Origin of the sequence: Apibacter sp., from assembly GCF_025291155.1 — a bacterium.
Taxonomy (GTDB): Bacteria; Bacteroidota; Bacteroidia; order Flavobacteriales; family Weeksellaceae; genus Apibacter.
In genome coordinates this window covers 1-25,200 of the sequence record NZ_JAMBJZ010000020.1, presented here as the reverse complement: position 1 = coordinate 25,200, position 25,200 = coordinate 1, and the positions used below count along the sequence as shown (strand labels likewise).

Below are 25,200 nucleotides of genomic sequence, written 5' to 3'. Positions count from 1 at the left end.
ATGAACTAAGATCCAATTCACTTATTGAACTTTGCTTTGATGCGATAAAAATAGTTGCATCGCAAGCTATTTGCGAGGATATATAATTTACATTCGTCCTGTTATATAAAATTTTTGCTTCATCTAAAGTCAAATCTCTTGTAGTCATTGCCATTGAAATCTTTCCATTCAAAAGATCAGCAATTACTAAATCTTCTACTTCTTGCTTGAATATGATCTTCGAATCTGGATATGTAGATTGAAAAACCTCAGCTAATGAAGAACCTAAATTAGTTAAAGATGGATCAATAGCTAAAATTAAAGTACCTTTACGATATGCTTGTTTCTTTTGGATATCTTTTTGGCAAGAAATCAACATTATTATAAAAGCTAAAAATAAAGTAAATTTTATAAATACTTTGTTATTCATTCTTTTTTATATATCTTGTAGACCTATAAGCCCTAAATAAACCATATATAATGAATAAAGCCCCTAAAATCCAAGAATATATAGGCTCCAATTCAATAAAAAATTTTTTATAAATAATAACTAAAATTCCTATTATAAAATATCCTATCCCTATGAATAAAGAAAGTGATTTATAAGTAATTCTCATACTTCTTTTTTGAAGAATTCTAAATAACAAATATAGAAATAATTATTTACTTAATTTTGTACATATTTATTATAATTTTTTTCATTATGAACTTTATTATAAATACATTTTTTGATTTAGAAAGGGCAGCTGAAGAGATAATTTCAAAGTCAAAATATAAAATTTTTACACTTAATGGAAATTTAGGTGCAGGAAAAACTACATTAGTGAAATACCTTTGTAAGGTATTAAATTGTACGGATTCTGTAACGAGTCCAACTTTTTCATTAGTCAATGAATATCTTTCAACCTCGGGAAAAATCTTTCATTTTGATTTATACCGTATCAATTATGTTGAAGAATTATTTAATATTGGATTTAACGAATACATAGATTCTGATAATTATTGTTTTATAGAATGGCCAAGTATATGTGAAAATGAATTACCCGAGCATCATAAAATTTTATTAAATTTGGTGGATCAAACCAGGTATATAACATTTAATTAAAATGAGTATTTATACACCTTTTTCCGAAGAAGAACTTATTCCTCTAGAGGAAAGGATCGATGTAATAAAAAAAGGAGGAAAAGTTAGCATAGGTATTCCTAAAGAAGATCATCTGATTGAAAGTAGGATTGCGCTTACCCCTGATGCCGTATCAGTTCTTACTTCCAATGGAATTGATGTAATATTGGAAAGTGGAGCTGGATTAGGAGCACATTATTCAGATACGCTATATTCCGAGGCAGGAGCAAAAATATCATACGACCCTAAAGAAGTATTATCTCAACCAATAATTTTAAAAGTTAAGCCACTAACTGTAGACCAAATAAAACATTTACAACCTAATACTTATCTAATATCTGCCGTACAAATTAATACTCAATCTAAAGAATATTTCGAAAATCTTTCAAAGAAGAAGATAACAGCTTTAGGATATGAATATATAAGGGATGAACATAATGAATTATCAATTGTTCGGCTAATAGGTGAAATGGCAGGAACATCAAGCATACTTATAGCAGCAGAATTACTATCTTCATCACATAATGGTAGTGGACTTTTGCTAGGAGGAATAACTGGCGTTCGGCCCACTAATGTTGTAATTATAGGAGCAGGAAGTGTAGGAGAAAGTGCAGCCAGATCGGCATTAGGCTTAGGAGCTACCGTAAAAGTTTTTGATAATTCTCTTACTCGTTTACGGAGATTCCAGGAACTATTAGGAAGAAGAGTATATACCTCAACCTTGGATCCTAAAGAGCTTAGCAAAGCACTTATTCGTTGCGATGTAGTCATAGGATGTTTAAAAGGAGAATTAAGAGCTCCTATTATTGTCCCTGAATCTGTTGTTAAAAGAATGAAACCGGGCTCTGTAATTATTGACGTTAGTATTGATAATGGAGGTATATTTGAAACTTCAGAGATAAATCCTAAAAATGAAGCATTTATTAAACATGAAGTTTTACATTATTGTGTTCCCAACATAACTTCTAAATTCGCTCGAACATCATCTAAAGCATTAAGCAATTTCTTTTTAAGTTATTTTTTAAATTTATGTGATCAAGGAGGTTTTGAAGCTATGTTTAGAAAGCATCGTGGAATTTGTCAAGGTATTTATATGTATAGAGGGAGAATAACTAATAGGCAAATATCCAACTGGTACGACCTTCCCTATCAAGACATTCATTTATTAATTATTTAATTATGACTTTTACTAAGAGGTTAAGCCTATATCTTTCCGGATTTTTCATCAGTTTAATATTTATTTTATTTATATTCGGAAAAAAGATATTTTCTTGGTCTTATCTACCCAATGATAGAGTTCTCGCTGAAATCAAAACTAAGCCTTTGAAGCTTTCGGACCAAAGTATTCGCCAATTAAAATTTAGAAAATTGTCACTCGATTATATAAAAGATACTGTTCTTGTTAAAGGAAAAATAAATTTCAAAAAAAGTCATGCTCAGGAAGTCCCCTGCCCTGATTATATTCTTAACTACAAATCTCTTGAGGTTAAATTCACCAAATGTAAAGATACTATAATAATAAACTATATAAACTAATTTTATTAAGGATCTTTTAACATAAAATTTCATTTCTTCATTTTTTTCCTATATTTACAATCAAAATGTAAAACAGAATATATGAGATGGTTTACTAGACAGAAGAAAAACATCAGTACTGATATTAGCGAAAAGATGGATGTTCCTAAGGGGTTATGGTATAAAACTCCATCAGGAAAAATTATCGAGACCGATCAATTAAGAGCTAATTATTATGTAAGTCCGGAAGATGATTTTCATGTGAGAATCGGAAGTACCCAATATTATGAAATTTTATTTGATAATGGTCAATTCAAAGAACTTGATACTAAAGTCCATAGTAAAGATTCTTTAAATTTCACCGATTCTAAACCTTATAAAGATCGATTAAAAGAAGCCCAATCCAAAACTAATTTAACTGAAGCCATACGAAATGCTGTAGGCAAAGTAAATGGTAAAGAAATTTACATTTCTTGCATGGATTTTAGTTTTATCGGAGGATCTGTAGGTTCTGCAGTAGGTGAAAAAATTAGAAGAGCCATTGATTATTGCATTAAACATAATTTACCTTATGTGATTATAAGCCAATCTGGAGGAGCTAGAATGCAAGAGGCAGGTCTATCCCTCATGCAATTGGCAAAAGTTGAAGCAAAATTAGCACAATTAAGCCAAGCAGGCTTACCTTATATATCAGTTTTAACCGATCCAACATTTGGAGGAATTACGGCCTCATATGGCTCAACCGGAGATATTATTATTGCAGAACCCGGTGCATTGATAGGATTTGCAGGACCTAGAGTAATTAAAGAAACTATTGGTAAAGATCTACCTCCAGGCTTTCAGTCATCTGAATTTCTTCTAGAAAAAGGATTTATAGACATTATTTCACATAGAAAAGATTTAAAAAATACTATTTCACAATGTGTGGATATGCTAATGAATAAAGAAATAAATTAAAATTTTATACAATCACAGAAAGCTAATTTTTATTAGCTTTTCTTTTTTTAATTCATCTCATCTAATTTCAAATCTTCAATACTTATTTAAACTAATGACTCTTAATTATATTTGGATTGCCTTTATCGTAATATCTTTTTTAGTAGGATTATTTAAACTTATATTTTTAGGAGATACTGTCGTATTTAAGTACATGGTCGATGGTTTATTTAGTACCACAAAAATTGCCGTAATGGATATTGCCCTACCTTTGGCCGGTATGATGACTTTTTGGTTAGGAATAATGAAAATCGGAGAAAAAGCCGGAGCTATCAGATTTTTATCTAAAATAGTATCTCCATTTTTTTCAAAATTATTTCCTTCAATACCTAAAGGGCATCCGGCAATAGGAAATATGATGATGAACTTTAGTGCAAATTTGCTTGGTTTAGATAATGCAGCAACTCCTTTAGGACTAAAAGCAATGAATAGTTTGCAAACTTTAAATAATAAAAAAGATACGGCAACAGATGCCCAAATTATGTTTTTAGTATTGCATACCTCTGGATTAACATTAATACCTACGTCTATCATGCTTTTTCGCTATCTAAACGGAGCTCAAGATCCAACCGATATTTTTATTCCATGTATTATTGGAACCTTTTGTACTACCCTATTTGGTATTATAATTGTCGGAATAAAGCAACGACTTAATTTATTAAGTCGTGATGTAGTATTAGGATTACTTTTAGCAATATTGATTATATTCGGTCTTTCTTATTTTATTAAATATTCTACTGCTTCTCGTACTAAAGCTGCAGTTGAATATGTTTCAAAAATCACCCCTAAATCTATCGATATAGAAAATACTTCAACCAATGATTTAATAAAATTATATCCGACCACATTTCAAAATGAAATAAAGATAAAAGACAAAAAAATAACACCTGAACTTATTAATAAAACTAATCAGGAATATATCAATTTTGAACAAGGCACTCCATCAAGAGTTTTAAGCAATGTTCTTTTATTATTAATTCCCGTTATATTTATAACAGGAGCTTTTGTAAAAAAAATAAACGTTTTCGATAGTTTTATCGAAGGAGCTAAAGAAGGTTTTGGAGTATCCGTAAAAATAATTCCTTATCTAATAGCCATGTTAGCTGCTATAAGCTTATTAAGGACCAGTGGCATTATGGATTATATTATTAATTCTGTTACCTATTGCTTGTCTTCTTTACATATTTCAACTGAATTTATTCCGGCTTTGCCAACAGCATTAATGAAACCGCTTAGTGGCAGCGGTAGTCGCGCCCTTATGATTGAAACTATGCAAGCCTATGGCGCAGATTCTTTTGTAGGTAGACTTACATGTATATTTCAGGGAAGCGCCGATACAACTTTTTATATTATTGCTCTTTACTTTGGAAGTGTTGGTATTAAGAGAATACGTTATTCATTATCTGCAGGATTACTTACCGATTTATTGGGTGTAATAGCAGCAATTTTTATAACTTATTATTTTTTTGGATAATTAATTATAATAGAATCTATAAATTCTTTAACATTTAACTCTAATCTCATAACAATATTTTTCTTAAGTAAATATTAATATCTTTGCACCTGTAAATATTTAATTTTATCATGTTCATATGAATGATTTTAGTTGGGGACAATTAGTTAATCCGGAGTTTTATATAAAGTTAGGGGGTATTTATTTAGTGTTATTTATAGTTTTTGCAGAAACTGGTTTATTTGCAGGTTTTTTTCTTCCAGGAGACAGCTTATTATTTCTTTCCGGAATATATAGCAAAGAATTAATTCGAGAAATTACATATATTGAATCAGACTTTTTATGTGTTTTATTATTGTCTTGCCTAATTTCAATTACAGGCATTATAGGTAATGAAATAGGTTATTGGTTTGGGAAAAAAAGTGGAGCCTATCTTTATAATAAAAAAGATACATTATTGTTTAAAAAACGATATTTATTCCAAGCAAAAGAATTTTATGAAAAACACGGAGGAAGAGCTATTATTCTAGCTCGTTTTTTACCGATACTTAGAACATTTGCTCCTATAATAGCCGGAATTGTCCAAATGAATAAAGGTAAATATTTATTATATAATATTCTAGGTTCGACGGCTTGGTCATTTTCTTTAATATTTGCCGGACATTATCTTTATCATATATTTCTCAATGAATTTGATTTTGATTTAAAGCGTCATATTGAGACTATAGTTTTAATAATGGTAGCCGTAACTACTACTCCCGTAGTATTCAAATTGTTTTTTCAGAAAAATAAGGTTAATTAAAAAATAAACAAGGATAGAAAATATAATTTATAACTCAATTACAATATATTATTGACTCTTTGAGCTTTCTTAATTCGAGAGTTTTTATGCTTTTGGAAAAATTTAAAATAAAATTTATAGTGCAATCGGAAGGACCTCTTCTCTCATTTGAAAAATTAATAGATTTCTTATACATCGAAGTTATCTTTACTTTAATTATTATAGTAGAGATAACGATGTTAGATTAAATTTTATTATTATAAACGAATGTTAAATTTTTACTTTCTATCAGTTTTCTTAAATTTAAAATTGCATATCTCATTCTACCCAAAGCAGTATTTATTCCCACATTTGTTTCTTCCGCTATTTCTTTAAAGCTCAAACCCTTATAAAAGCGTAATTCCAAAACTTCTTTTTGATCCTCAGAAAGTTCATCTATTAATTTTTTAAGATCTTGATTAATTTGTTCATTAATCATTATATCTTCAATAGAAAGTTCTGATACCTTCACAAAATCGAAAATATTATAATCCTCATTTTGACCGCTCGATTCATTAATTATTTTCGTTTTATTAGTAACTCTGAAATGATCGATAATCAAATTATGTGAAATTCTTAAAACCCACGGCAGAAATTTTCCTTCTTCATTATATTTTTTCTCCTTAAGGGTTAATATAACTTTTATAAATACATCTTGAAATAAGTCTTCAGCTAATTCGGGATTATTAACTTTCCTGTTAATATAATTGAATATCTTCAACTTATGTCTATCCAACAATGCTTTAAGAGCACTTTCATTTCCATTTATATAAGAATGAACTAATTCACAGTCAGTCCTTTGTATCATTTTTATGATATTTTGTTAGTTAACAGAGTAAAATTATATCTTATAATTACATATTCTAAATTTCAATTAATACAACTTTATTAGTGAACAAATGTATATATAAAATTTTAAAAAAAACTAAAAAATGTTAATAAAAATATAATTTTTAAATTATCTCATATAAATATTACTTATTTAACTGTTTTATATAAAACAATTAAAGGATATTGATATCATATTTGCGAAATTGAAAATTTTTGTATAGATTAATATATTTTCAAAATATAGAACAAATTTATATATTGCAACTTGAAAAGAATATTTAAATATGAATAAGACAAAATATCAGCTAGAATTTCCTATGAAATGTTCCACTACTCTTTTATTTGAATATATTGGAACTTCTTCAGGAATGAGTGAATGGCTGGCAGACGATGTGGTAGAAAGGGGAGATAAATTTACTTTCATATGGGGAGATCAAGAAGAATCAGCCAATTTAATCCGATACAAAGAAGAGTCTTTTGTAAGATTTAGATGGGAAGAAGATGAAGGCACCAAATATTACTGGGAATTGGCTATTAATGTGGATGACGTGACTAGCGATGTAGCCCTTGTTATAACAGATTTTGCTGAAGAGAATGAGCTTGAACATTCCAAATTATATTGGGAAAATTTGATTGAAGCCTTAAAAAAGATTATAGGATCTTAAATTATCTTTATATTAATTGACCTTTAAAAACCATCATCAATAAATCAAAATACTAATATTTTTAGTATGAAAATAATTTTCAATCAAACATGCATTGAAGAAAATCAATTAAATATAAATTACACTGAAAACAATTATTTTTCCGGCGATTTTGTAAATGGATTTTGCTGGTTATTTCAAAATAAAATTCTTTATTGGGAATACGTTTATTTTCAATTAATGGCTTCTATGAGAAAAATGAGAATTGATATTCCTTTATCATTTACTCCCAAATTATTCGAAAGCCAAATCAAAATACTCTCTGAAGAATTGCATATTACACAAGGAAGAATAAAAATAACAGTTTATAGAAACACGCAAAGTAAATCTCCTTCATTTGTAATAAAATTTTTACCCTATAAAAATTTTATTATTGATAGCGAAAATGAAATAGACGTTTTTAAAGAAATACTTACATATCCAAATTTATTGACTGAAATGTTACTATACCAGCCAATTGATAGTATAGCTAAGCAATATGCAAATGAAAATGATTTACAAGACGTCATTTTGCTCAATAACGAAAAAAGAATTGCAAGATCTATTCTAGGCAATATATTTTTAATACAAGATAATATGATTATGACCCCTTCTTCTACGGAGGGATCTATATTATCAGTATTGAAAAAAAATTTCATCATTTTTTTACGAGAAAAAACAGATTATGTTTACAGAGAGATGCCTCTATCCCCATTTAGTGCACAGTCAGCAGAAGAATTTTTTATTTTAAGTGATGAAAATGGAATAATACCCATAACTAAATTTAGAAAAAAAACTTTTAAAAAGGATATAATCGGCTTACTTACAAAAAAATTCATTGGCTATTCCCTTGAACAATATAAACAGGTTGTGAATTACTAAAATATAAAGAAAAAGGTCGCATAAGCGACCTCAAACTAAAACCACAAAAAAATGAGAAAGCGATTACAATTAAGTAATCTTGTATTGAAAGATCAATAAAAAAAATCTTTTTAAAGAAATCTCTTACTTTCTTATTGCAAAAGTAATTTAAATATTGATCTATAAAGGATATTATCAATAAAATTATTTTATAGTGTAAATAGTACGTTTTTAATGGCTCCTCTCTTCTAAGGAGATATACATACTAAAGTGTATCATAAATTTTAAGATTGTATGATAAAAATCGTGGGCTCTTTATGAAATTTAGGCTTTTTAGTCCTCCATTCTTTGCAGTACAATGTTCGAATAGATTCATTAGGTAGGGTAACATTGGTAGCAATACATAAGAAGGTATTAGGGTTAAGATATTTAATCAGATCATCAAATAAAGATTGATTCCGATAAGGTGTTTCCATAAAAATTTGCGAAGAACCATTTTTCTTGCTTATTTTTTCTAAATTCAGTATAGCCTTCTTTCTTTCTCCGGCATCTATGGGAAGATAGCCGTTAAATGCAAAATTTTGGCCATTTAAACCACTAGCTATTAAAGCTAATATTATTGAAGAAGGACCAGTTATTGGTATTACTCGTATATCATTCCTATGGCACCAAGATACAAGAAGATTACCCGGATCAGCGATACAAGGCAAACCTGCTTCAGAAATCAAACCTATATCTTTACCTTCCTTTAAAGGTTTCGAAAGATATTCCAACTCTTTTTCCGAAGTTCTTTTATCTAAGATTGAAAAACTTAATTCGCTTTGGGTTATCTCTGGACAAAGAAATTTTACAAATTTTCTTGCTGATTTCTGATTTTCTGCAACAAAGAATTTTATTTCTTTCAATAAATCGATCTCCTTAAGAGAAAATATATCTTTAGGTGATGTTTCGCCTAAATAGGCAGGAAGTAGATACAATATAGCCATGATTTATTTGCTAAATTTTTTTCTTCTTACAAATATAATGATCCCCCCTATTATACAAACCAATACCAACGGAACACATAAATTTAGCCATTGCCAATAAGATTTATCCAGAACTAACAAAGGTTTATTCAGCATTCTCATTTGTACAGTTCGATTTCTTAAAAGCATCAACCCATGATCATCAAGTAAATAATCCAGTGCATTAATTAAAAACTCTTCATTCCCATATGTAATCCCTGTAGAATAATCAAAACCTAAGGGTAAAGGTTGTCCTTTAATCACCTGATTCCTTGCGATATCTCCATCAGAGATAACAATCATTTTATTTTTTTTAGATTGATTTAAAAAATTTTTAATTCCATAGGATTCTATTCTATCCTTATAGGCTGATGTAAATTTGCCTTCCAGCAATACTGCCATAATTTTAGGACCTTTATTATATTCATAGCTATAAGTACTATCTTTAGTAGATATTTTTGCTTCTTCTAATGAAATATAAGAGGGCACCCCTTGTAAAGCAGTATAAAGAGAACTTTGATACAGAATAGTTTTTTTCACTTCCGGAGTATCTAAAGTATCGATTGAAGTGGGAAACTGAAAAGAAACCGGATTTATATTTTTAGTTATGGGATTGTTATTCAATGAAAAGCCCATAGGAAAGTATACCCATGGCACTCTTGCATTTTGAGCGTTTCCTTGTATACTACCCACTTGTAAATTTATATAGGAGGGACTTTTAATATCTTTTATGATACCCGAATTAATTCTTACACCATAAGAAAATAATAAATCAGTTAAATTCAAGTCATTAGGATAGGCTAATATTTTACTCGATCTTAACAAAGTGTCCATTTCTGCATTTACCTGATCTATTGCCCAAAGAGTTTTCCCTCCATTCATGATATATTGGTCAATAGTTATTTTCTCCTTATCTGTAAAAGCTTTTCTAGGCTTAGCTATGAGTATGGCATCATATCTTTTTAAATTGGGTAAATCTTGAAGAGTTAACGACTGACTATCTTTAGGAAAAATAGGTCCGAAATTATAACTTTGAATGATTCTATTGGCTAAACTAAACATTTCAAGTCGATTCAGTTCTTTCTGATTGGTCAAGATACCTACACTCTTCAAATGCTCAGCCGTTAACTTATCCATAGCACTTATAAAACCGTATTCCAGATTTTCAATGGATTTAGCCATTTGTTCATCACCCGTAATTCCAGCCTGAGAAATTATTAAAGGAACGGTTTGCCCATAACCTTTATATTTTATAGTTGCATAAGGAAATAAAATTATTTGAGAAGACATCCCGTCTTTTTCAACCCGCAAAGCTGAGGGCGACATTCCCATTGCTTGTAATGTATCCTGAGATAATTTTTCTTTAATAGGATCTACTAAGGTATAAGTAATATTCGAATTTATCCGCTTAAATTCGTCCAAGAGACTCATGGTTTCAGCTTGCAACTGTTTAAAATCAGCAGGAAAGTCTCCTTCTAAATAAACATCTATAGCCATAGGTTCATCTATTTTTTCTAATAAACGTTTCGTATTTTCAGTCAACGTATATCGTTTATCTGAAGTTAAATCAAATCGTTTATATAAAAATCCAAGAGCTAAAAAAAGACCAATGAACATTAAAAATAGCAGACTTATATGTATCTTTTTTATAATTTTCATTATTTTTTTCTATTAATTAATTGTATTGAAAATAATATAAAAATTAAAATGATAAAAATAAAATATCCTATATCTCTCGTATCTATTATACCTTTTGTAAAGCTGATATAATGTTGAAAAAAGCCTATTTTTTGAAGTGTATAATCGAAATTTCCTAAAAGATTGTAGGAAGCTAAGTTTTCAAATCCATAAAAACAAAAGAAACAAAAGAAAACACCTATTACAAACGCTAATACCTGATTTTTAACTAAAGAAGAAGAAAAAATACCGATAGAAGCAAAAGTCATAGATAAAAAAAGTAATCCAATATATCCGCTACATATAATTCCAAGATCAATATTTCCCTCAGGCATACTTATACTATAAATCGTATATACATATAACAAAGTTGGAAATAAAGCAAACACTACCAATACTATAACTGCCCAGTATTTTCCCAAAACAATTGAGGTTATTGATATCGGCTGAGAAAATAACCATACCAAAGTTCCATTTTGTTCTTCTTCAGCAATGCTCTTCATAGTTAATGCAGGTATCAAAAATAATAATATCCAAGGCGCAAGTATAAAAAAGTTATTTAACGAAGCCAATCCTATATTAAAAACATTAAAATCATTATCAAAAAACCATAAAAATAACGAACATATCAATAGGAATAAACCTGAAACTACATATGCGCCCAAGGTTCCAAAATATGCCCAAAGTTCTTTCTTAAAAATTGAAAACATGTTATTGTTACTTTTTCTTTTTTCTATTTACAAATTTTACTACCAACATTATCACCAAAACCAATACAATAAAGCTTATTAATAAACTAATCCACATACCCATAAAGTATTGCTTAAAAATAACTATAAATATAACCGCAAATAGGATGATGGTAGCAACTTCATTCATCATTCTAAGCTTTATAGAGGTAGTATTGAATTTTCCAAGCTTTATTCTCCTTATGCATCTCCAGCTCCAGTAATGGTATAAAGCCAACCCACATACAAAAACCAATTTAATATGAAACCAAGGCTCTCTTAAGATATAAAAAGAAACATCTCCACGTGTATTAATCATCATTAAAATTCCGGTAATAAGCATAATGATTCCTGCCGGAACGGTAATAATATCCCATAAACGTGAAATCATGTAAATGTATTGTTTTCTTAGAATTTCTCCTTCGAGCTCAGACTTTTCCTTGGTATCAATAAAATAAACAAAAAGACGTATTAAGTAAAAAATCCCCGCAAAATAGCTTACCATAAAAATAATATGAATTGCTTTTAAAGCAAAATAACTGGGGATATCAGGAATATGCATTATAAAATAAATTTGAATGCGAATTTAATAAATTTAATATTATTTATATTCTTTCAAATGTATTTGTAAAAAAGTTATTTAGATGATTATAATTCATAAAAACCTAAATTTAAATCATATTTAATCATTATAATGTAAATACATACAATCTATATTAGATTTTACTTTATAAAATTTTATTTAAAAATTATTTATTTAGCTCATTGTGTATTAAATAAATAAATTTTAGGCATTTTTTTTGAAAATCGTTTTACATGAACAAATAACATACTATTTAAAAGTCTTTAAAATTAAAAAATTGACTATTTATTAACCCTTTTATTAATTTTATTTATGAAAAATATACCTTTACATCCTAAAAAAAATGTAGCTTTACTTGTAGGAAGTATATCAGGAATCATTTCTGGTTTTATAAAATTCGGTTGGGAAGTACCTTTTCCGCCTCGTACTCCTGAACGAGATCTTACAAATCCTCCACAACAGCTCCTTGAGCAATTAGGAATGTCTCATGATCTTTCTCATTTGATGTATTATTTTAATGAAAATCCACGCCCTATCATGAGCTTTCTTATCCATTTTACATTTTCAATTGTTTGTGCAATGATTTATTGCGTGGTTGCAGAATACCATCCTAAAATAAAGGTAGGACAAGGAACGGTTTACGGAATAGTAATTTATATACTGTTTCATATTATTATAATGCCTATTTTAGGAACTGTACCGGCTCCATGGAATCAACCCTTTGCGGAACATTTTTCTGAATTTTTCGGACATGCCTTTTGGACATGGGTTATAGAAATAACCCGTAGAGATTTAAGAAATCGAATTACAAAAGAACCGGATTCTGAAATCCCAGTCTTTTCTCCTTTTAGATAAATTCAAAATTTTTTAGTATAAAAAGAAAAGGGGCTTAAAAATTAAGCCCCTTTTCTTTTTATATTTTTTTCATTAACTAATCATTTATTATATCCACAAAACTTAAAACATAGTTCTATAAAAAATGAAAACTATTCTATACCTTTGTTATTAATTAATAAGAAAAATAAACATGAAACCCGGAATTCCTAAAGGCACAAGAGATTTTACCTCTAAAGAATTACAAAAAAGAAGATATATAATTCAAACACTTCAATCTAACTTTGAAAAATTTTGTTTCCAATCATTGGAAACACCTTCTTTTGAAAAATTAGATACTCTTACCGGTAAATATGGAGAAGAAGGAGACCGATTAATCTTTAAAATATTGAATAGCGGTGACTATCTAGCTGAAGCTAAAAAAAAGAATCCTGATATGTCTCAATGGAATTCTAAATCCATTACTCGTTTTATTTCTGAAAAAGCTTTGCGCTATGATTTAACTGTTCCTTTTGCCCGCTATGTAGCTATGAATCATGGGCAGCTTACTTTACCTTTTAAACGATATCAAATACAACCGGTCTGGAGAGCAGATAGACCCCAAAAAGGACGTTATCGCGAGTTTTATCAATGTGATGCCGATATTGTAGGCTCTAATAGCTTATGGCATGAAGTTAATCTTATCTTATTATATGATTCAGCTTTTTCCGATTTGAATATTCCTGTAGAAATCCATATAAATAATAGAAAGCTTTTAACTGCCATTGCACAATATGCATCCATTGAAGATAAATTAATGGATTTTACCGTCGCCTTGGACAAATTGGACAAAATAGGATTAGATAAAGTATTAGAAGAAATGGCTAGTAAGGGGATTGGACAAAACTCTCTTCAAAAACTAATTCCGATAATAGAGCTTACGGGTAATTTTGAAGAAAAGATATCTAAATTAAAGGATATACTATTGGACTTAGAAATAGGGCAAGACGGCATTAATGAAATGGAATTCATTTATAACCAAATAAAAGAAATAGAACTTAAATCTTCTGGGCTCATCTTTAATCTTACTCTAGCCCGAGGATTGGACTATTATACCGGAACCATCTATGAAGTTAAAGCTAAAAATATTTCTTTAGGCTCCATTGGAGGCGGAGGACGATATGATAATCTTACTGGAATATTTGGAGTTAAAAACATGCCGGGTGTAGGTATTTCCTTTGGTTTAGATCGCATTTATTTGGTAATGGATGAACTTAATCTTTTTCCTTCGGATACCTTGCAACAGAAACAAATTCTATTTTTCAATTTCGGAGACCGAGAATGCGTTCATGCCCTGAAGCTTATTCAGGAATTAAGGAATAAAAATATAGCCTGTGATTTATATCCTGAAAAATCTAAATTGCAAAAACAATTTACCTATGCCGAAAAAAAGGAAATACCTTTTGTTGCTTTTTACGGTGAAGACGAGATCAACTCAAAAACGTTAACGCTAAAAAATATTAAAACCGGAGAACAAAAAAACTTACCTATTGCTGAAGTCGAAGATTTTTTATAATAGTTTTCTAGATTAATTCTTCAAATTTTATATAAAAATTGGTTATACAGCTATTAATTAATAAGAATACAATTGAAAAATATATGGCATATTTTTAGATTGTAATTGTATAAAAAACATTAATTAATAAACTAATAAAAATGAAAAAATTATTAACCTTAGCATCTTTTTTTATGTTATCAACTTTCGCTTTTTCCCAAAGTGGAAGGAACGAAATGAATAAAGAATATGGTAAACAATATAAGGAAATTGGTAAAAATCCGCATTTATCCGAAGATGAAAAAAAACAACAAAAACGTGAACTTGGAATTAACCAGAGACATGATAATATAAATTATAATAATAGCCATGAATCTAATGATAAGCAAGATCTATATACAGAAAGAAAAAAAGAGGAGATAGACCGTAAAATAGATCAACTGGAAAAGAGTTACAAAAGAGATAAGGAAAGGATTGAAAATAATGATCAATTAACGAAAAATCAAATAAAAACCCAAAAAAGTGAGCTAGACAAAATTTATAAAGATAAAAAAAATGCCCTAATTAAGGAAAAGAAATTAATTATAAAATAAATTTAGTTTATGTGATAAAAATTATTTCTTTTTTACTAAATTGCATTTAAATTTATTTCATGAAAAAATTAAAAATTTTAATTTTTCTTTCATTGATCTTTTGTTCTCTTAACGCCCAAAAGCAGCGATTAGAAAATGAAATCTATTATATAATTAAGAATAAAAAAGCAACTATAGGAGTTGCTATCATTTATGATGGAAAAGATACGTTGACAATACACAACGATAATAAATACCCAACGATGAGTGTTTTCAAGTTCCATCAATCACTTGCACTCTTGGATTTCATGAACAAAAATTTACTTTCGTTGGATTCGAAAGTATTTATAAAAAATTCAGATATTGATGCTGAAACATACAGCCCGCTCGCAAAGGAATGTCCTAATGGTAATTTTTATATATCTATTGGAGATTTAATAAAATATACTGTTTCGCAAAGCGATAATAATACTTCCAATTTTTTATTTAATTATATGAATGGGACCTTAATGACCGATATGTATATTCGTACTTTGGGAATTAAAAACTTTTCCATTACTATGACAGAGAAGGAAATGGAAGGTCATTTTAACAATCAATATGTTAATTGGACTACGCCCTTAGAAGCAGCTAAATTGTTGGAAATATTTCTAAAAAAAGATCTTTTTTCAAATAATTTTAAAGATTTTCTAATTCAAGCCATGATAGATACCTCTACTGGCAATGACAAGCTTAAAGCTTCACTGCCTGAAAATATTATCTTAGGCCACAAAACAGGAAGCTCTTCAAGAAACGCAAATGGGCTAAAAGCCGCAGATAATGATATTGGCTTTATATACTTACCTAATGGAAAACAATACACCATTGCAATTTTTGTAAAAGATTCAAAAGAAGACGATCAAACTAATGCGAATATTATTGCCAATATATCCAAAGCAGTTTTTAAATTTTATAACGATAGTTACAAAAGAGATAAGGAAAGGATTGAAAATAATGATCAATTAACGAAAAATCAAATAAAAACCCAAAAAAGTGAGCTAGACAAAATTTATAAAGATAAAAAAAATGCCCTAATTAAGGAAAAGAAATTAATTATAAAATAAATTTAGTTTATGTGATAAAAATTATTTCTTTTTTACTAAATTGCATTTAAATTTATTTCATGAAAAAATTAAAAATTTTAATTTTTCTTTCATTGATCTTTTGTTCTCTTAACGCCCAAAAGCAGCGATTAGAAAATGAAATCTATTCTATAATTAAGAATAAAAAAGCAACTATAGGAGTTGCTATCATTTATGATGGAAAAGATACGTTGACAATACACAACGATAATAAATACCCAACGATGAGTGTTTTCAAGTTCCATCAATCACTTGCACTCTTGGATTTCATGAACAAAAATTTACTTTCGTTGGATTCGAAAGTATTTATAAAAAATTCAGATATTGATGCTGAAACATACAGCCCGCTCGCAAAGGAATGTCCTAATGGTAATTTTTATATATCTATTGGAGATTTAATAAAATATACTGTTTCGCAAAGCGATAATAATACTTCCAATTTTTTATTTAATTATATGAATGGGACCTTAATGACCGATATGTATATTCGTACTTTGGGAATTAAAAACTTTTCCATTACTATGACAGAGAAGGAAATGGAAGGTCATTTTAACAATCAATATGTTAATTGGACTACGCCCTTAGAAGCAGCTAAATTGTTGGAAATATTTCTAAAAAAAGATCTTTTTTCAAATAATTTTAAAGATTTTCTAATTCAAGCCATGATAGATACCTCTACTGGCAATGACAAGCTTAAAGCTTCACTGCCTGAAAATATTATCTTAGGCCACAAAACAGGAAGCTCTTCAAGAAACGCAAATGGGCTAAAAGCCGCAGATAATGATATTGGCTTTATATACTTACCTAATGGAAAACAATACACCATTGCAATTTTTGTAAAAGATTCAAAAGAAGACGATCAAACTAATGCGAATATTATTGCCAATATATCCAAAGCAGTTTTTAAATTTTATAACGATATAGAGAATTATACTAGTTTATAGAAAAATTAAACTAAGACCTATTATGGTATTATACCAAAACCTCTAACGAAATTATAAAAAGTCATTGTATTTTTAAGAAAGCTAACCTATATATCATTAAGCATCACAAAAAACTCTATGAAAAATAGTTTCTATTTTAATATTTAAGTTCTTCCAAAGATAATTTAATATATATAAATTCTAAAATTTCCATTATCGATCAAAAAATTCCCACTTAGTTTCTTTAAACTTGATAAAAAATATTATTAAATCCTTATATTGAAACTAAAATATGAATAACAGTATCAGAAAAATTTAGAAACTTATTGATTTACTCAGTCATATTTTTATTATATAATTTCAAGTTCAAAAAGCATAAATTTAATTATTTGATTAAAAAATTTTGATTTGCTTTAATGAATACATCTAATATAAAATATAATTGAAGTACATTTTTCTTATACTTTTAAAAATGAATTGCTCTATTCTCGGTAGCAGCTAAAGCTGCTTCTTTTATAGCTTCCGCATAAGTAGGATGTGCATGGCTCATTCGTGCAATGTCTTCAGCAGAAGCCCGATATTCTAATAAAGTAACGGCATCTGCAATTAAGTCGGCTGCACGAGCCCCTATAATATGTATACCCAAAACCTCATCCGTTTCCTGATCAGCTAATATTTTCACAAAACCATCCGTATCTCCACTAGCTCGGGAACGTCCTAGGGCTCGCATCGGAAATTGTCCGATTTTATATTTATACCCCTCTTGCTGCAATTGCTCTTCGGTCTTCCCTACCCCTGATACTTCAGGCCAGGTATAGACTACATTAGGAATAAGTGCATAATCTATATGAGGTTTTTGCCCAGCTAATTGCTCTGCAACTAAAATTCCTTCTTCTTCAGCCTTATGCGCTAACATAGGCCCTCGTACCACATCTCCTATGGCATATATATTCTGAATATTGGTTTGTAATTGATTATTTACTTTTATCCTGCCTATCTCATCAATATCAATACCAACATTTTCAAGTCCTAAATTTTCTGTATAAGGTTTTCTACCTACTGCCACCAAACAATAATCTCCTTCAAATAGCATATCTTTTCCATTTTTATCTGAAGCCTTTACAATAACTTTATTAGCTTCTCTTATTATATTTTTCACCTCAGTAGATAAAGAAAATTTCACGCCTTTTTTCTTCATTACTTTTAATAACTCTTTAGATACCCCTCCATCCATAGTAGGTATCAATCTATCTGAATATTCAATAACCGTAACTTCCGAACCTAATCGTTTATATACCGATCCAAGTTCTAAGCCGATAACACCTCCGCCTATTACCAATAAGCGATTAGGAATTTCTTTAAGATTTAATGCTTCTGTTGAAGTAATAATTCGTTCTTTATCGATTTGGGTAAATGGAAGATTTATAGGCTTTGAACCAGTAGCTATAATGAAATATTTGGATTGAAGTATTTCTATATTTCCTTCTGCATTTTTTATTTCTAATTCCTTATAAGATTTGAAAGTACCGACTCCATGAAAAACAGTAATCTTATTTTTTTCCATTAAATAATTGATTCCTTTACTTGTTTGTTCCACTACTTCGCATTTACGTTGAACCATTCTACTAAAATTGATTTGAGGCTGAATAATTTCAATTCCTAAATCTTTAAAATTATACATTGCTTTTTCATAAAGTTCAGATGCATCTAATAGGGTTTTGGAAGGAATACATCCCACATGTAAACAAGTCCCACCAAGACTTGAATATTTTTCAACTAAAGCAACTTTAAATCCTAATTGAGTACAACGAATTGCAGCGACATAGCCTCCGGGGCCGGATCCAATTATTATGATATCGAAATTATTCATGATTTATTTATACATAATGGATTGAATTCAAATATAAAAAAAATACATCAGGACGGTTAAAAAAATTTATATAGATATTTTAGTATATTTACCTACAAGAACATATTCTAAATATATGCTTTATGAAATTTTATCTGTTTGGGGGATTTTTTTGTCCTCTATTGGCTGGGGAGCATGGCTAAAATATTTTCTTCACTTAAAAAATAACTCTTTAGCGATCACTTCTTTATTGGGATTTGCCTTACTTTTTGTATTATCTTTTTTGCTTTCTTTAGTGAGCCCTTTAGATGGAAAAATAGAAATTGTATGTATCGCCTTATCAAGCATACCTTATTTTCTTAAGCAATTTCATCTTTATAAATTATTAACTTCAAATCATGTCTTCAAATCATGTTGGTTTTGGTTATTCACAGCATTTATATTATTAGTAGGTTCTTATTATCCATTTAACTCTGATCATTTTGGATATTATATTCCTACTATAAATTGGCTTAATCAATACGGAACTGTATGCGGATTAGCTAATATTAACTGGGCATTGGGCCAGCTATCTTCATTTCATTTCATTCAAGCTTGCTTCGATTCAACCTTAGACATTTATATTCGGTTAAATGTATGTATTTCTGTCATTTTTCTGATTTATATTTTTGAAAGAAAAGCTTTTTTATTACTACTTTTCATTCCATTCTATTTTTTATACGTACAAAGTGCAACTCCGGATATAATTGTATTTTTTTTGTGCTTATTAATTACAAATGAATTATATAAAAATTCAGAAAAAACTAATTTTCAAACTCTACTAATACTATCTACTTTTGCATTTATCGTAAAACCAGTTGCATTTTGGATTCCTTTATGGGTTTTTATAGTAGGTCTGAGTAAGCACGGAAGAAAAATCTTACATTACAACTATTACCTCTTTCCAATTCTATTGGTAGTTTTATACTTGATTAAAAATTTCATTGTTTCCTCTACCCTATTATTTCCTGTAACATTTACAAAAATACCCACATACTGGCTAACAGATAGTAAAATTCTGGAAATTTCTAAGCAAGAAGCTGCTTATTATACTTTCGATCATTATTTTTCTGCTGAAAAAGCATATAACTTTTCAATTTATGAAAAAATCTATTATTGGTTTTCTCTAAGAGAGTTGCAAACTGTTGTTAATATCTTTATAAGTGTAGTAACTATTGTTTTTGGATTTTTTTCTATATATAAAAAGAAATTTATTTTCTTATCGTTGTGGAGTCTTATTCTACTTAAGTTTATAATAACCTTTTTATTTTCGGGACAATATAGATTTTTCTTAGACGGTATTTACCCTATGCTTTTTATTTTAATTTCACAAATACGTTTTGCTCGTTTGCCAACTCTGATTCTTATTACTTCTCTATATTTTTTGGCACTATTATGCATTAGCTATCCTTCTATATTAAAAAAAACATTGCCACAATTTAAACTATCTAATTACATTCATGGTTTTTCTAAAAAGGCTTTAATTAGACCTGAAAATTATGTAATAAAAAAATATTCAAAAGAAAAGCTCGGTACGCTCAACTTTAATGTTACCCAAAGCTACGGATATACTTTTGACATACCTGCACCGGCATTTACCTTATATATGTTAAAAACATATTGTGATCTATCAATATTTCCACAATTAAAAGATTCTTCGAATATAAAGAAAGGTATATATATGAAAAAACTCACAGATGTAGAAAAAGAAAAACTATTATTAATACTTAAAAAATTAGAAATTAAAAAGTAACTATCTCCATTTCCAATCTAACATTTTTTCAAACGGAATAGAATGATTTTCGGCTAAATCCATAATATTTTTAGCTAATATATCCTTAGCTTCTACTTGCGATTTTGGAATTATAATATTCCTTCCCCTATCTAATTTTATAAAATAATGAGAAGGTATTTCGTATATTATTTCTATTTCTGATATAGGAATTCCACCCTCGTTTTTTCCGTTTGAAAGGACAATATCAGTAGTTGAAAATTTCAACCCAATAGTCTCTAATTTTGTTTTATTAAAATTCCGATAAACAAAACGTTTATAATATCTTTTATAAATCCATCGAGAATAAATCGGATATATAAATATAAAGCCAACTCCAAATATCCCAAAATAGGCTGCTAAGGCATAGTTGCCTAAAAATAAAAAAATAATTGCAAGAACAAAGAAAGCCGAAGTCCATAAAAGTAAGCCCTTTTTCCTTTGTCCCTTAACTATTTGATTCATTGAAGCACCAAAGAGCTGATGAGTCAAATAATCTTCTGCTGATATTTTATAAGTAAAAGTATGCTCTTTCATATTTGTAAATTTATCCTATTTATTTAATTCAATATTTATTTTATTTCTATAAATATTTTTTACCATTTAAAATTAATATTCCTATCTACTCATAAATAAAAATTAATTTTATTTGACACGTAGATAGGAATTAATATCAATAAACTACTGTTCGTTAAAAATATAACATTTATATAGTATAAAGAATCTTTTTATATTTTTTTCAGTAAAGATTTAATATCTACATTCTCCCCTATTATTTCACGCAAAGAATCTACAGATACTCTTTCCTGTTTCATTGTATCTCTATTCCTTATAGTCACCGTATGATCTGAAAGTGTGTCATGATCTATAGTAACACAATAAGGAGTACCGATGGCATCTTGTCTGCGATAACGTTTACCAATAGCATCTTTATCCTCATACATCACATTAAAATCAAATTTCAAATCATTGAAAATCTTTTCTGCATACTCAGGTAGACCGTCTTTTTTAACCAATGGAAATATAGCAACTTTATTAGGAGCCAATGCAGGAGGTAAACTTAGTACTATCCTAGAAGTTCCGTCTTCAAGCTTTTCTTCTTTTAAACATTTAGACATAAGAGCCAAAAACATCCTATCTAGCCCTACAGAGGTTTCTACTACATAAGGAACATAACTCTCATTCTGTTCCGGATCAAAATACTGCAGTTTTTTACCGGAATATTTTTCATGAGCAGATAAATCAAAATTTGTTCTGGAATGAATACCTTCAAGTTCCTTAAAACCAAAAGGAAATTGAAATTCTATATCTGTCGCAGCATTCGCATAATGAGCTAATTTTTCATGATCGTGAAATCTATAATTTTCTTTTCCTAGACCTAATGCTAAATGCCAATTTAACCTTTTTTCCTTCCATTCTTTAAAATAAGAAAGCTCAGTGCCAGGAGGTACAAAAAATTGCATTTCCATTTGTTCAAATTCTCTCATTCTAAAAATAAATTGTCTTGCAACAATTTCATTCCTAAACGCTTTTCCAATCTGAGCAATCCCAAAAGGCAATTTTTTTCTTCCTGTCTTTTGAACATTCAAATAATTTACAAAAATACCCTGCGCTGTTTCAGGTCTTAAATATAAATCCGTAGCAGAATCGGATGTTGAACCTAATTTGGTCCCAAACATTAGATTAAACTGACGAACTTCGGTCCAATTTTTAGAACCTGTCTCCGGATCTGCAATTTCCAACTCTTCAATTAAAGCTTTAGTATCTGCTAAATTTGTTTCTAAAGATTTTGCCAATCTTTGTAATATATCTGCCTTTTGTTTTCTATATTCCAACACTTTCGGATTGGTACTTTCAAATTGCTTAAGATCAAAAGTTTCCCCAAATCTTTTTTTAGCCTTTTCGATTTCTTTCTTTGCTTTATCTTCAAATTTTTCTGCAAACTCCTCTACTAATACATCTGCACGAAATCTCTTTTTAGTATCTTTATTATCAATTAATGGATCATTAAAAGCATCTACATGCCCCGAAGCCTTCCAAATGGTAGGATGCATAAATATAGCAGAATCGATGCCTAGGATATTTTCATTCATCTGCACCATTGCTTTCCACCAATATTGCTTAATGTTATTTTTCAATTCGACACCATTTTGACCGTAATCGTAAATAGCTGATAATCCATCATATACTTCACTGGAAGGGAAAACAAACCCATATTCTTTTGCATGGGCAACTACCTTTTTTAAAACATCTTCTTGAGACTTCATATGTATTTTTGGTTAGATATTTATATTCAAAGTTCAAATTTACTATAAAAAATGAGATTTTTATAAATTACTAACCGATACTCCTATTTTAATAAAAATAATAAAATTTTACTTTTTCATTGAAATGAGATTTCTCATTTATAAAAAATAAATTTGCGTTTGCAAATTATCTTCATATATTTGCACTTCGAAAATAAATGAAGAACAAAAAAGAGATGTTATTATGTTAATCATTCCTGTAAAAGATGGAGAGTCTATTGATAAAGCTCTAAAAAAATATAAAAGAAAATACGACAAAACAGGTGTTGTTAAAGAATTAAGAAAAAGGCAACAGTTTATAAAACCTTCTGTTACTAAAAGACAACAGGTTATTAGAGCAGCTTACAAACAAAGATTGCAAAGTCAAGAAGAAGCATAAAAAACTTTTTCTACAAAATATTAGCCTATTTTTTAAAATTATTTTTAATTTTGAAAAGTAGGCTTTTTTTATGTTACAAAAATTTCTTGAATATCTTCATTTAGAGAAACAGTATTCTCCCTTAACCATACAAAGCTATGAAAGAGATCTGCTTGATCTTAAACAATTCTTTTCAGAAACAGAAAGTATTTCTGAAATTGATCAAGCTACCGCTAAACAATTAAGAAATTTCATCATACATTTATCTCATAAAAAATTATCCGAAAGGTCAATTAATAGAAAAATTTCATCCATAAGAAGCTTTTTTAAATTTTTACTTAAGATCGGTTATCTTGAAATAAATCCAACTCATTCTTTGCAAAACTTAAAACAAAAGAAAAAAGTTTTAGTTCCCTACACAGAAGAAGAAATCTATTCAGTAGAAAAATATATAAATACTAGTGAAGAAGAAAATAAGAATCAAGATCATTTTAAAACAATTAGAAATCATCTCATCTTTGAAATCTTTTACCAAACTGGCATCAGAAGGATGGAACTTTTGCAACTCAAAACCTCAAAAATAGATTTAACAAATAAATCTATAATTGTAACTGGAAAAAGAAACAAAGAAAGACTTATACCTATTACCCAAGACTTAACCGAAAAGATAAGGCAATTTATAGCCTATAAAAACAAGTTTGGTATACCTTATGAATATTTATTTACAAATGAAACCGGTAAAATTCTGAGTGAAAAGTATATATATAACCTTATACACAACTATCTAACTACCGCAACTACCAAACACAAAAAAAGTCCTCATATGCTACGCCATACCTTTGCAAGCCATCTATTGCACAATGGGGCAGAAATAAACTCAATTAAGGAAATATTGGGACATAGCAGTTTAGCAGCAACCCAAGTTTATACACACAACAATATAGAAGATTTAAAAAAAGTATTTAATCAGTCCCATCCATTTGGGCATAAAAATAAAAAAAATGAAAATTAATGTTCAAGCAGTAAACTTTAATGCACAAGATACTCTATTAGCTTTTTTAAATAAAAAAGTTCTAAAATTAGATCAATATTATGACAAAATCATTAATGCTAATATATTCTTGAAACTGGAAAATATTGGAAATAAAGAAAATAAGACTACAGAAATTATATTAGAAGTTCCGGGAGATGAATTAGTAGCCAAAAAAACATCCAGCTCATTCGAAGAAAGCATTGATTTAGCTTGCGAAGCTGTTAAAAAGATGATACTCAAAAGGAAAGAAAAAATATAGAAAAAAAATAAGTATTTTTTTTTATAAAAATTTGGAAATAATAAAAAATTATCTACCTTTGCAATCCGTTAGACGAAGATATTGATCTTAGAAAAATAACGAAATATTTTCTTTGAAATAAAAATTTAATGCCGGTATAGCTCAGTTGGCCAGAGCACGTGATTTGTAATCTCGGGGTCGTGGGTTCGAATCCCTCTACCGGCTCGTTTTTGAAGGGGAGATACTCAAGCGGCCAACGAGGACAGACTGTAAATCTGTTGGTTTTTACCTTCGGAGGTTCGAATCCTCCTCTCCCCACAAAAAAATGAAAAAAAAATTTTGTAGATCAAAAAAATATTCTACCTTTGC

General features: G+C 28.9%; 27 protein-coding genes and 2 tRNA genes. 19 read left to right on the top strand and 10 right to left on the bottom strand.

Annotation, left to right across the window (positions count from 1 at the left end; all coding sequences use genetic code 11):
• Positions 1-409 (bottom strand): type 2 periplasmic-binding domain-containing protein (locus tag M3Z80_RS03725; protein ID WP_293917698.1); only part of this gene is annotated, 409 nt, incomplete at its 3' end.
• Positions 402-596, bottom strand: coding sequence for a C4-dicarboxylate ABC transporter (locus tag M3Z80_RS03720; protein ID WP_293917697.1), 195 nt, complete (start codon positions 594-596; stop codon positions 402-404). The genes M3Z80_RS03720 and M3Z80_RS03725, both read right to left, overlap by 8 nt.
• A gap of 86 nt (positions 597-682) precedes the next feature.
• Between M3Z80_RS03720 and tsaE the strand changes: the two genes are divergently transcribed.
• The 6 genes from tsaE (at position 683) to M3Z80_RS03690 (ending at position 5,868) form a co-directional block, all read left to right on the top strand.
• Positions 683-1,084, top strand: a complete 402-nt coding sequence (gene tsaE / locus M3Z80_RS03715; protein ID WP_293917696.1) for a tRNA (adenosine(37)-N6)-threonylcarbamoyltransferase complex ATPase subunit type 1 TsaE — start codon at positions 683-685, stop codon at positions 1,082-1,084.
• A 1-nt stretch (position 1,085) separates the two neighbouring features.
• Positions 1,086-2,279 (top strand): alanine dehydrogenase, encoded by a 1,194-nt coding sequence (locus M3Z80_RS03710; protein WP_293917695.1) that lies wholly within the window; start codon positions 1,086-1,088, stop codon positions 2,277-2,279.
• Between the two features lie 2 nt (positions 2,280-2,281).
• Complete coding sequence (locus M3Z80_RS03705; protein ID WP_293917694.1) at positions 2,282-2,638, top strand: hypothetical protein; 357 nt, start codon at positions 2,282-2,284, stop codon at positions 2,636-2,638.
• An 81-nt stretch (positions 2,639-2,719) separates the two neighbouring features.
• A complete protein-coding gene (gene accD / locus M3Z80_RS03700) occupies positions 2,720-3,574 on the top strand; it encodes an acetyl-CoA carboxylase, carboxyltransferase subunit beta (RefSeq protein WP_293917693.1) in 855 nt (284 codons plus the stop codon).
• A gap of 94 nt (positions 3,575-3,668) precedes the next feature.
• Positions 3,669-5,087, top strand: coding sequence for a nucleoside recognition domain-containing protein (locus M3Z80_RS03695; protein ID WP_293917692.1), 1,419 nt, complete (start codon positions 3,669-3,671; stop codon positions 5,085-5,087).
• Positions 5,088-5,205: 118 nt separating this feature from the next.
• Positions 5,206-5,868, top strand: a complete 663-nt coding sequence (locus tag M3Z80_RS03690; protein WP_293917691.1) for a DedA family protein — start codon at positions 5,206-5,208, stop codon at positions 5,866-5,868.
• A gap of 223 nt (positions 5,869-6,091) precedes the next feature.
• Here the strand turns inward: M3Z80_RS03690 and M3Z80_RS03685 are convergent, their stop codons facing one another.
• Complete coding sequence (locus M3Z80_RS03685; protein ID WP_293917690.1) at positions 6,092-6,694, bottom strand: RNA polymerase sigma factor; 603 nt, start codon at positions 6,692-6,694, stop codon at positions 6,092-6,094.
• A 307-nt stretch (positions 6,695-7,001) separates the two neighbouring features.
• On the opposite strand from M3Z80_RS03685, the gene M3Z80_RS03680 reads away from it, so the two are divergent.
• Both M3Z80_RS03680 and M3Z80_RS03675 read left to right on the top strand, forming a co-directional pair.
• Complete coding sequence (locus M3Z80_RS03680) at positions 7,002-7,382, top strand: START-like domain-containing protein (RefSeq protein WP_293917689.1); 381 nt, start codon at positions 7,002-7,004, stop codon at positions 7,380-7,382.
• A 66-nt stretch (positions 7,383-7,448) separates the two neighbouring features.
• Positions 7,449-8,282: an aminotransferase class IV gene (locus M3Z80_RS03675; protein WP_293917688.1), complete on the top strand. Its 834-nt coding sequence runs from the start codon at positions 7,449-7,451 to the stop codon at positions 8,280-8,282.
• A 263-nt stretch (positions 8,283-8,545) separates the two neighbouring features.
• Here M3Z80_RS03675 and M3Z80_RS03670 read toward each other — a convergent pair whose 3' ends face one another.
• From M3Z80_RS03670 to M3Z80_RS03655, 4 genes are read right to left on the bottom strand one after another with little or no spacing between them, the layout of a single operon-like run.
• The gene (locus tag M3Z80_RS03670) at positions 8,546-9,241 is read right to left on the bottom strand and encodes an SAM-dependent methyltransferase (protein WP_293917699.1); all 696 of its coding nucleotides are present in this window, start codon (positions 9,239-9,241) and stop codon (positions 8,546-8,548) included.
• A gap of 9 nt (positions 9,242-9,250) precedes the next feature.
• Complete coding sequence (gene gldG, locus M3Z80_RS03665; protein ID WP_293917687.1) at positions 9,251-10,924, bottom strand: gliding motility-associated ABC transporter substrate-binding protein GldG; 1,674 nt, start codon at positions 10,922-10,924, stop codon at positions 9,251-9,253.
• Positions 10,924-11,652 (bottom strand): ABC transporter permease subunit, encoded by a 729-nt coding sequence (locus M3Z80_RS03660; RefSeq protein WP_293917686.1) that lies wholly within the window; start codon positions 11,650-11,652, stop codon positions 10,924-10,926. Before M3Z80_RS03660 ends, gldG begins: the two co-directional genes overlap by 1 nt.
• A 7-nt stretch (positions 11,653-11,659) precedes the next feature.
• On the bottom strand, positions 11,660-12,232 hold the full coding sequence (locus M3Z80_RS03655) for a CopD family protein (RefSeq protein WP_293917685.1): 573 nt from the start codon (positions 12,230-12,232) through the stop codon (positions 11,660-11,662).
• Between the two features lie 333 nt (positions 12,233-12,565).
• Here M3Z80_RS03655 and M3Z80_RS03650 point away from each other — a divergent pair, with 333 nt between their 5' ends.
• The 5 genes from M3Z80_RS03650 to bla (M3Z80_RS03630) all read left to right on the top strand — a co-directional run bounded on the left by M3Z80_RS03650 (position 12,566) and on the right by bla (M3Z80_RS03630) (position 17,258).
• Positions 12,566-13,108 (top strand): YagU family protein, encoded by a 543-nt coding sequence (locus M3Z80_RS03650; protein ID WP_293917684.1) that lies wholly within the window; start codon positions 12,566-12,568, stop codon positions 13,106-13,108.
• A 172-nt stretch (positions 13,109-13,280) separates the two neighbouring features.
• Positions 13,281-14,642, top strand: a complete 1,362-nt coding sequence (gene hisS, locus M3Z80_RS03645) for a histidine--tRNA ligase (protein ID WP_293917683.1) — start codon at positions 13,281-13,283, stop codon at positions 14,640-14,642.
• A 140-nt stretch (positions 14,643-14,782) separates the two neighbouring features.
• The gene (locus M3Z80_RS03640) at positions 14,783-15,214 is read left to right on the top strand and encodes a hypothetical protein (protein ID WP_293917682.1); all 432 of its coding nucleotides are present in this window, start codon (positions 14,783-14,785) and stop codon (positions 15,212-15,214) included.
• A 59-nt stretch (positions 15,215-15,273) separates the two neighbouring features.
• Positions 15,274-16,296 carry a class A beta-lactamase, subclass A2 gene (bla, locus tag M3Z80_RS03635; RefSeq protein ID WP_293917681.1) on the top strand — a complete coding sequence of 341 codons (1,023 nt, stop codon included), beginning with the start codon at positions 15,274-15,276 and terminating at the stop codon, positions 16,294-16,296.
• A gap of 59 nt (positions 16,297-16,355) precedes the next feature.
• A complete protein-coding gene (gene bla, locus M3Z80_RS03630) occupies positions 16,356-17,258 on the top strand; it encodes a class A beta-lactamase, subclass A2 (RefSeq protein WP_293917680.1) in 903 nt (300 codons plus the stop codon).
• A gap of 445 nt (positions 17,259-17,703) precedes the next feature.
• Here bla (M3Z80_RS03630) and lpdA read toward each other — a convergent pair whose 3' ends face one another.
• Positions 17,704-19,107 carry a dihydrolipoyl dehydrogenase gene (lpdA, locus tag M3Z80_RS03625; RefSeq protein WP_293917679.1) on the bottom strand — a complete coding sequence of 468 codons (1,404 nt, stop codon included), beginning with the start codon at positions 19,105-19,107 and terminating at the stop codon, positions 17,704-17,706.
• 115 nt (positions 19,108-19,222) lie between these two features.
• On the opposite strand from lpdA, the gene M3Z80_RS03620 reads away from it, so the two are divergent.
• Complete coding sequence (locus M3Z80_RS03620; protein WP_293917678.1) at positions 19,223-20,878, top strand: LIC_10190 family membrane protein; 1,656 nt, start codon at positions 19,223-19,225, stop codon at positions 20,876-20,878.
• On the opposite strand, the gene M3Z80_RS03615 is transcribed toward M3Z80_RS03620, so the two are convergent.
• Both M3Z80_RS03615 and M3Z80_RS03610 read right to left on the bottom strand, forming a co-directional pair.
• Positions 20,879-21,433: a YcxB family protein gene (locus M3Z80_RS03615; RefSeq protein WP_293917677.1), complete on the bottom strand. Its 555-nt coding sequence runs from the start codon at positions 21,431-21,433 to the stop codon at positions 20,879-20,881. It lies immediately after the preceding gene.
• 191 nt (positions 21,434-21,624) lie between these two features.
• Positions 21,625-23,163, bottom strand: coding sequence for a glycine--tRNA ligase (locus tag M3Z80_RS03610; protein ID WP_293917676.1), 1,539 nt, complete (start codon positions 23,161-23,163; stop codon positions 21,625-21,627).
• A gap of 223 nt (positions 23,164-23,386) precedes the next feature.
• On the opposite strand from M3Z80_RS03610, the gene rpsU reads away from it, so the two are divergent.
• The 5 genes from rpsU to M3Z80_RS03585 all read left to right on the top strand — a co-directional run bounded on the left by rpsU (position 23,387) and on the right by M3Z80_RS03585 (position 25,149).
• Positions 23,387-23,581 carry a 30S ribosomal protein S21 gene (gene rpsU / locus M3Z80_RS03605; RefSeq protein ID WP_055425292.1) on the top strand — a complete coding sequence of 65 codons (195 nt, stop codon included), beginning with the start codon at positions 23,387-23,389 and terminating at the stop codon, positions 23,579-23,581.
• 70 nt (positions 23,582-23,651) lie between these two features.
• On the top strand, positions 23,652-24,572 hold the full coding sequence (locus M3Z80_RS03600) for a tyrosine-type recombinase/integrase (protein ID WP_293917672.1): 921 nt from the start codon (positions 23,652-23,654) through the stop codon (positions 24,570-24,572).
• Positions 24,562-24,852, top strand: coding sequence for a ribosome hibernation-promoting factor, HPF/YfiA family (hpf, locus tag M3Z80_RS03595; protein WP_293917670.1), 291 nt, complete (start codon positions 24,562-24,564; stop codon positions 24,850-24,852). Before M3Z80_RS03600 ends, hpf begins: the two co-directional genes overlap by 11 nt.
• A 130-nt stretch (positions 24,853-24,982) precedes the next feature.
• Positions 24,983-25,056: transfer RNA gene (locus tag M3Z80_RS03590), tRNA-Thr, on the top strand.
• Between the two features lie 10 nt (positions 25,057-25,066).
• Positions 25,067-25,149, top strand: a tRNA-Tyr gene (locus M3Z80_RS03585).
• The last annotated feature ends 51 nt before the right edge of the window (positions 25,150-25,200 follow it).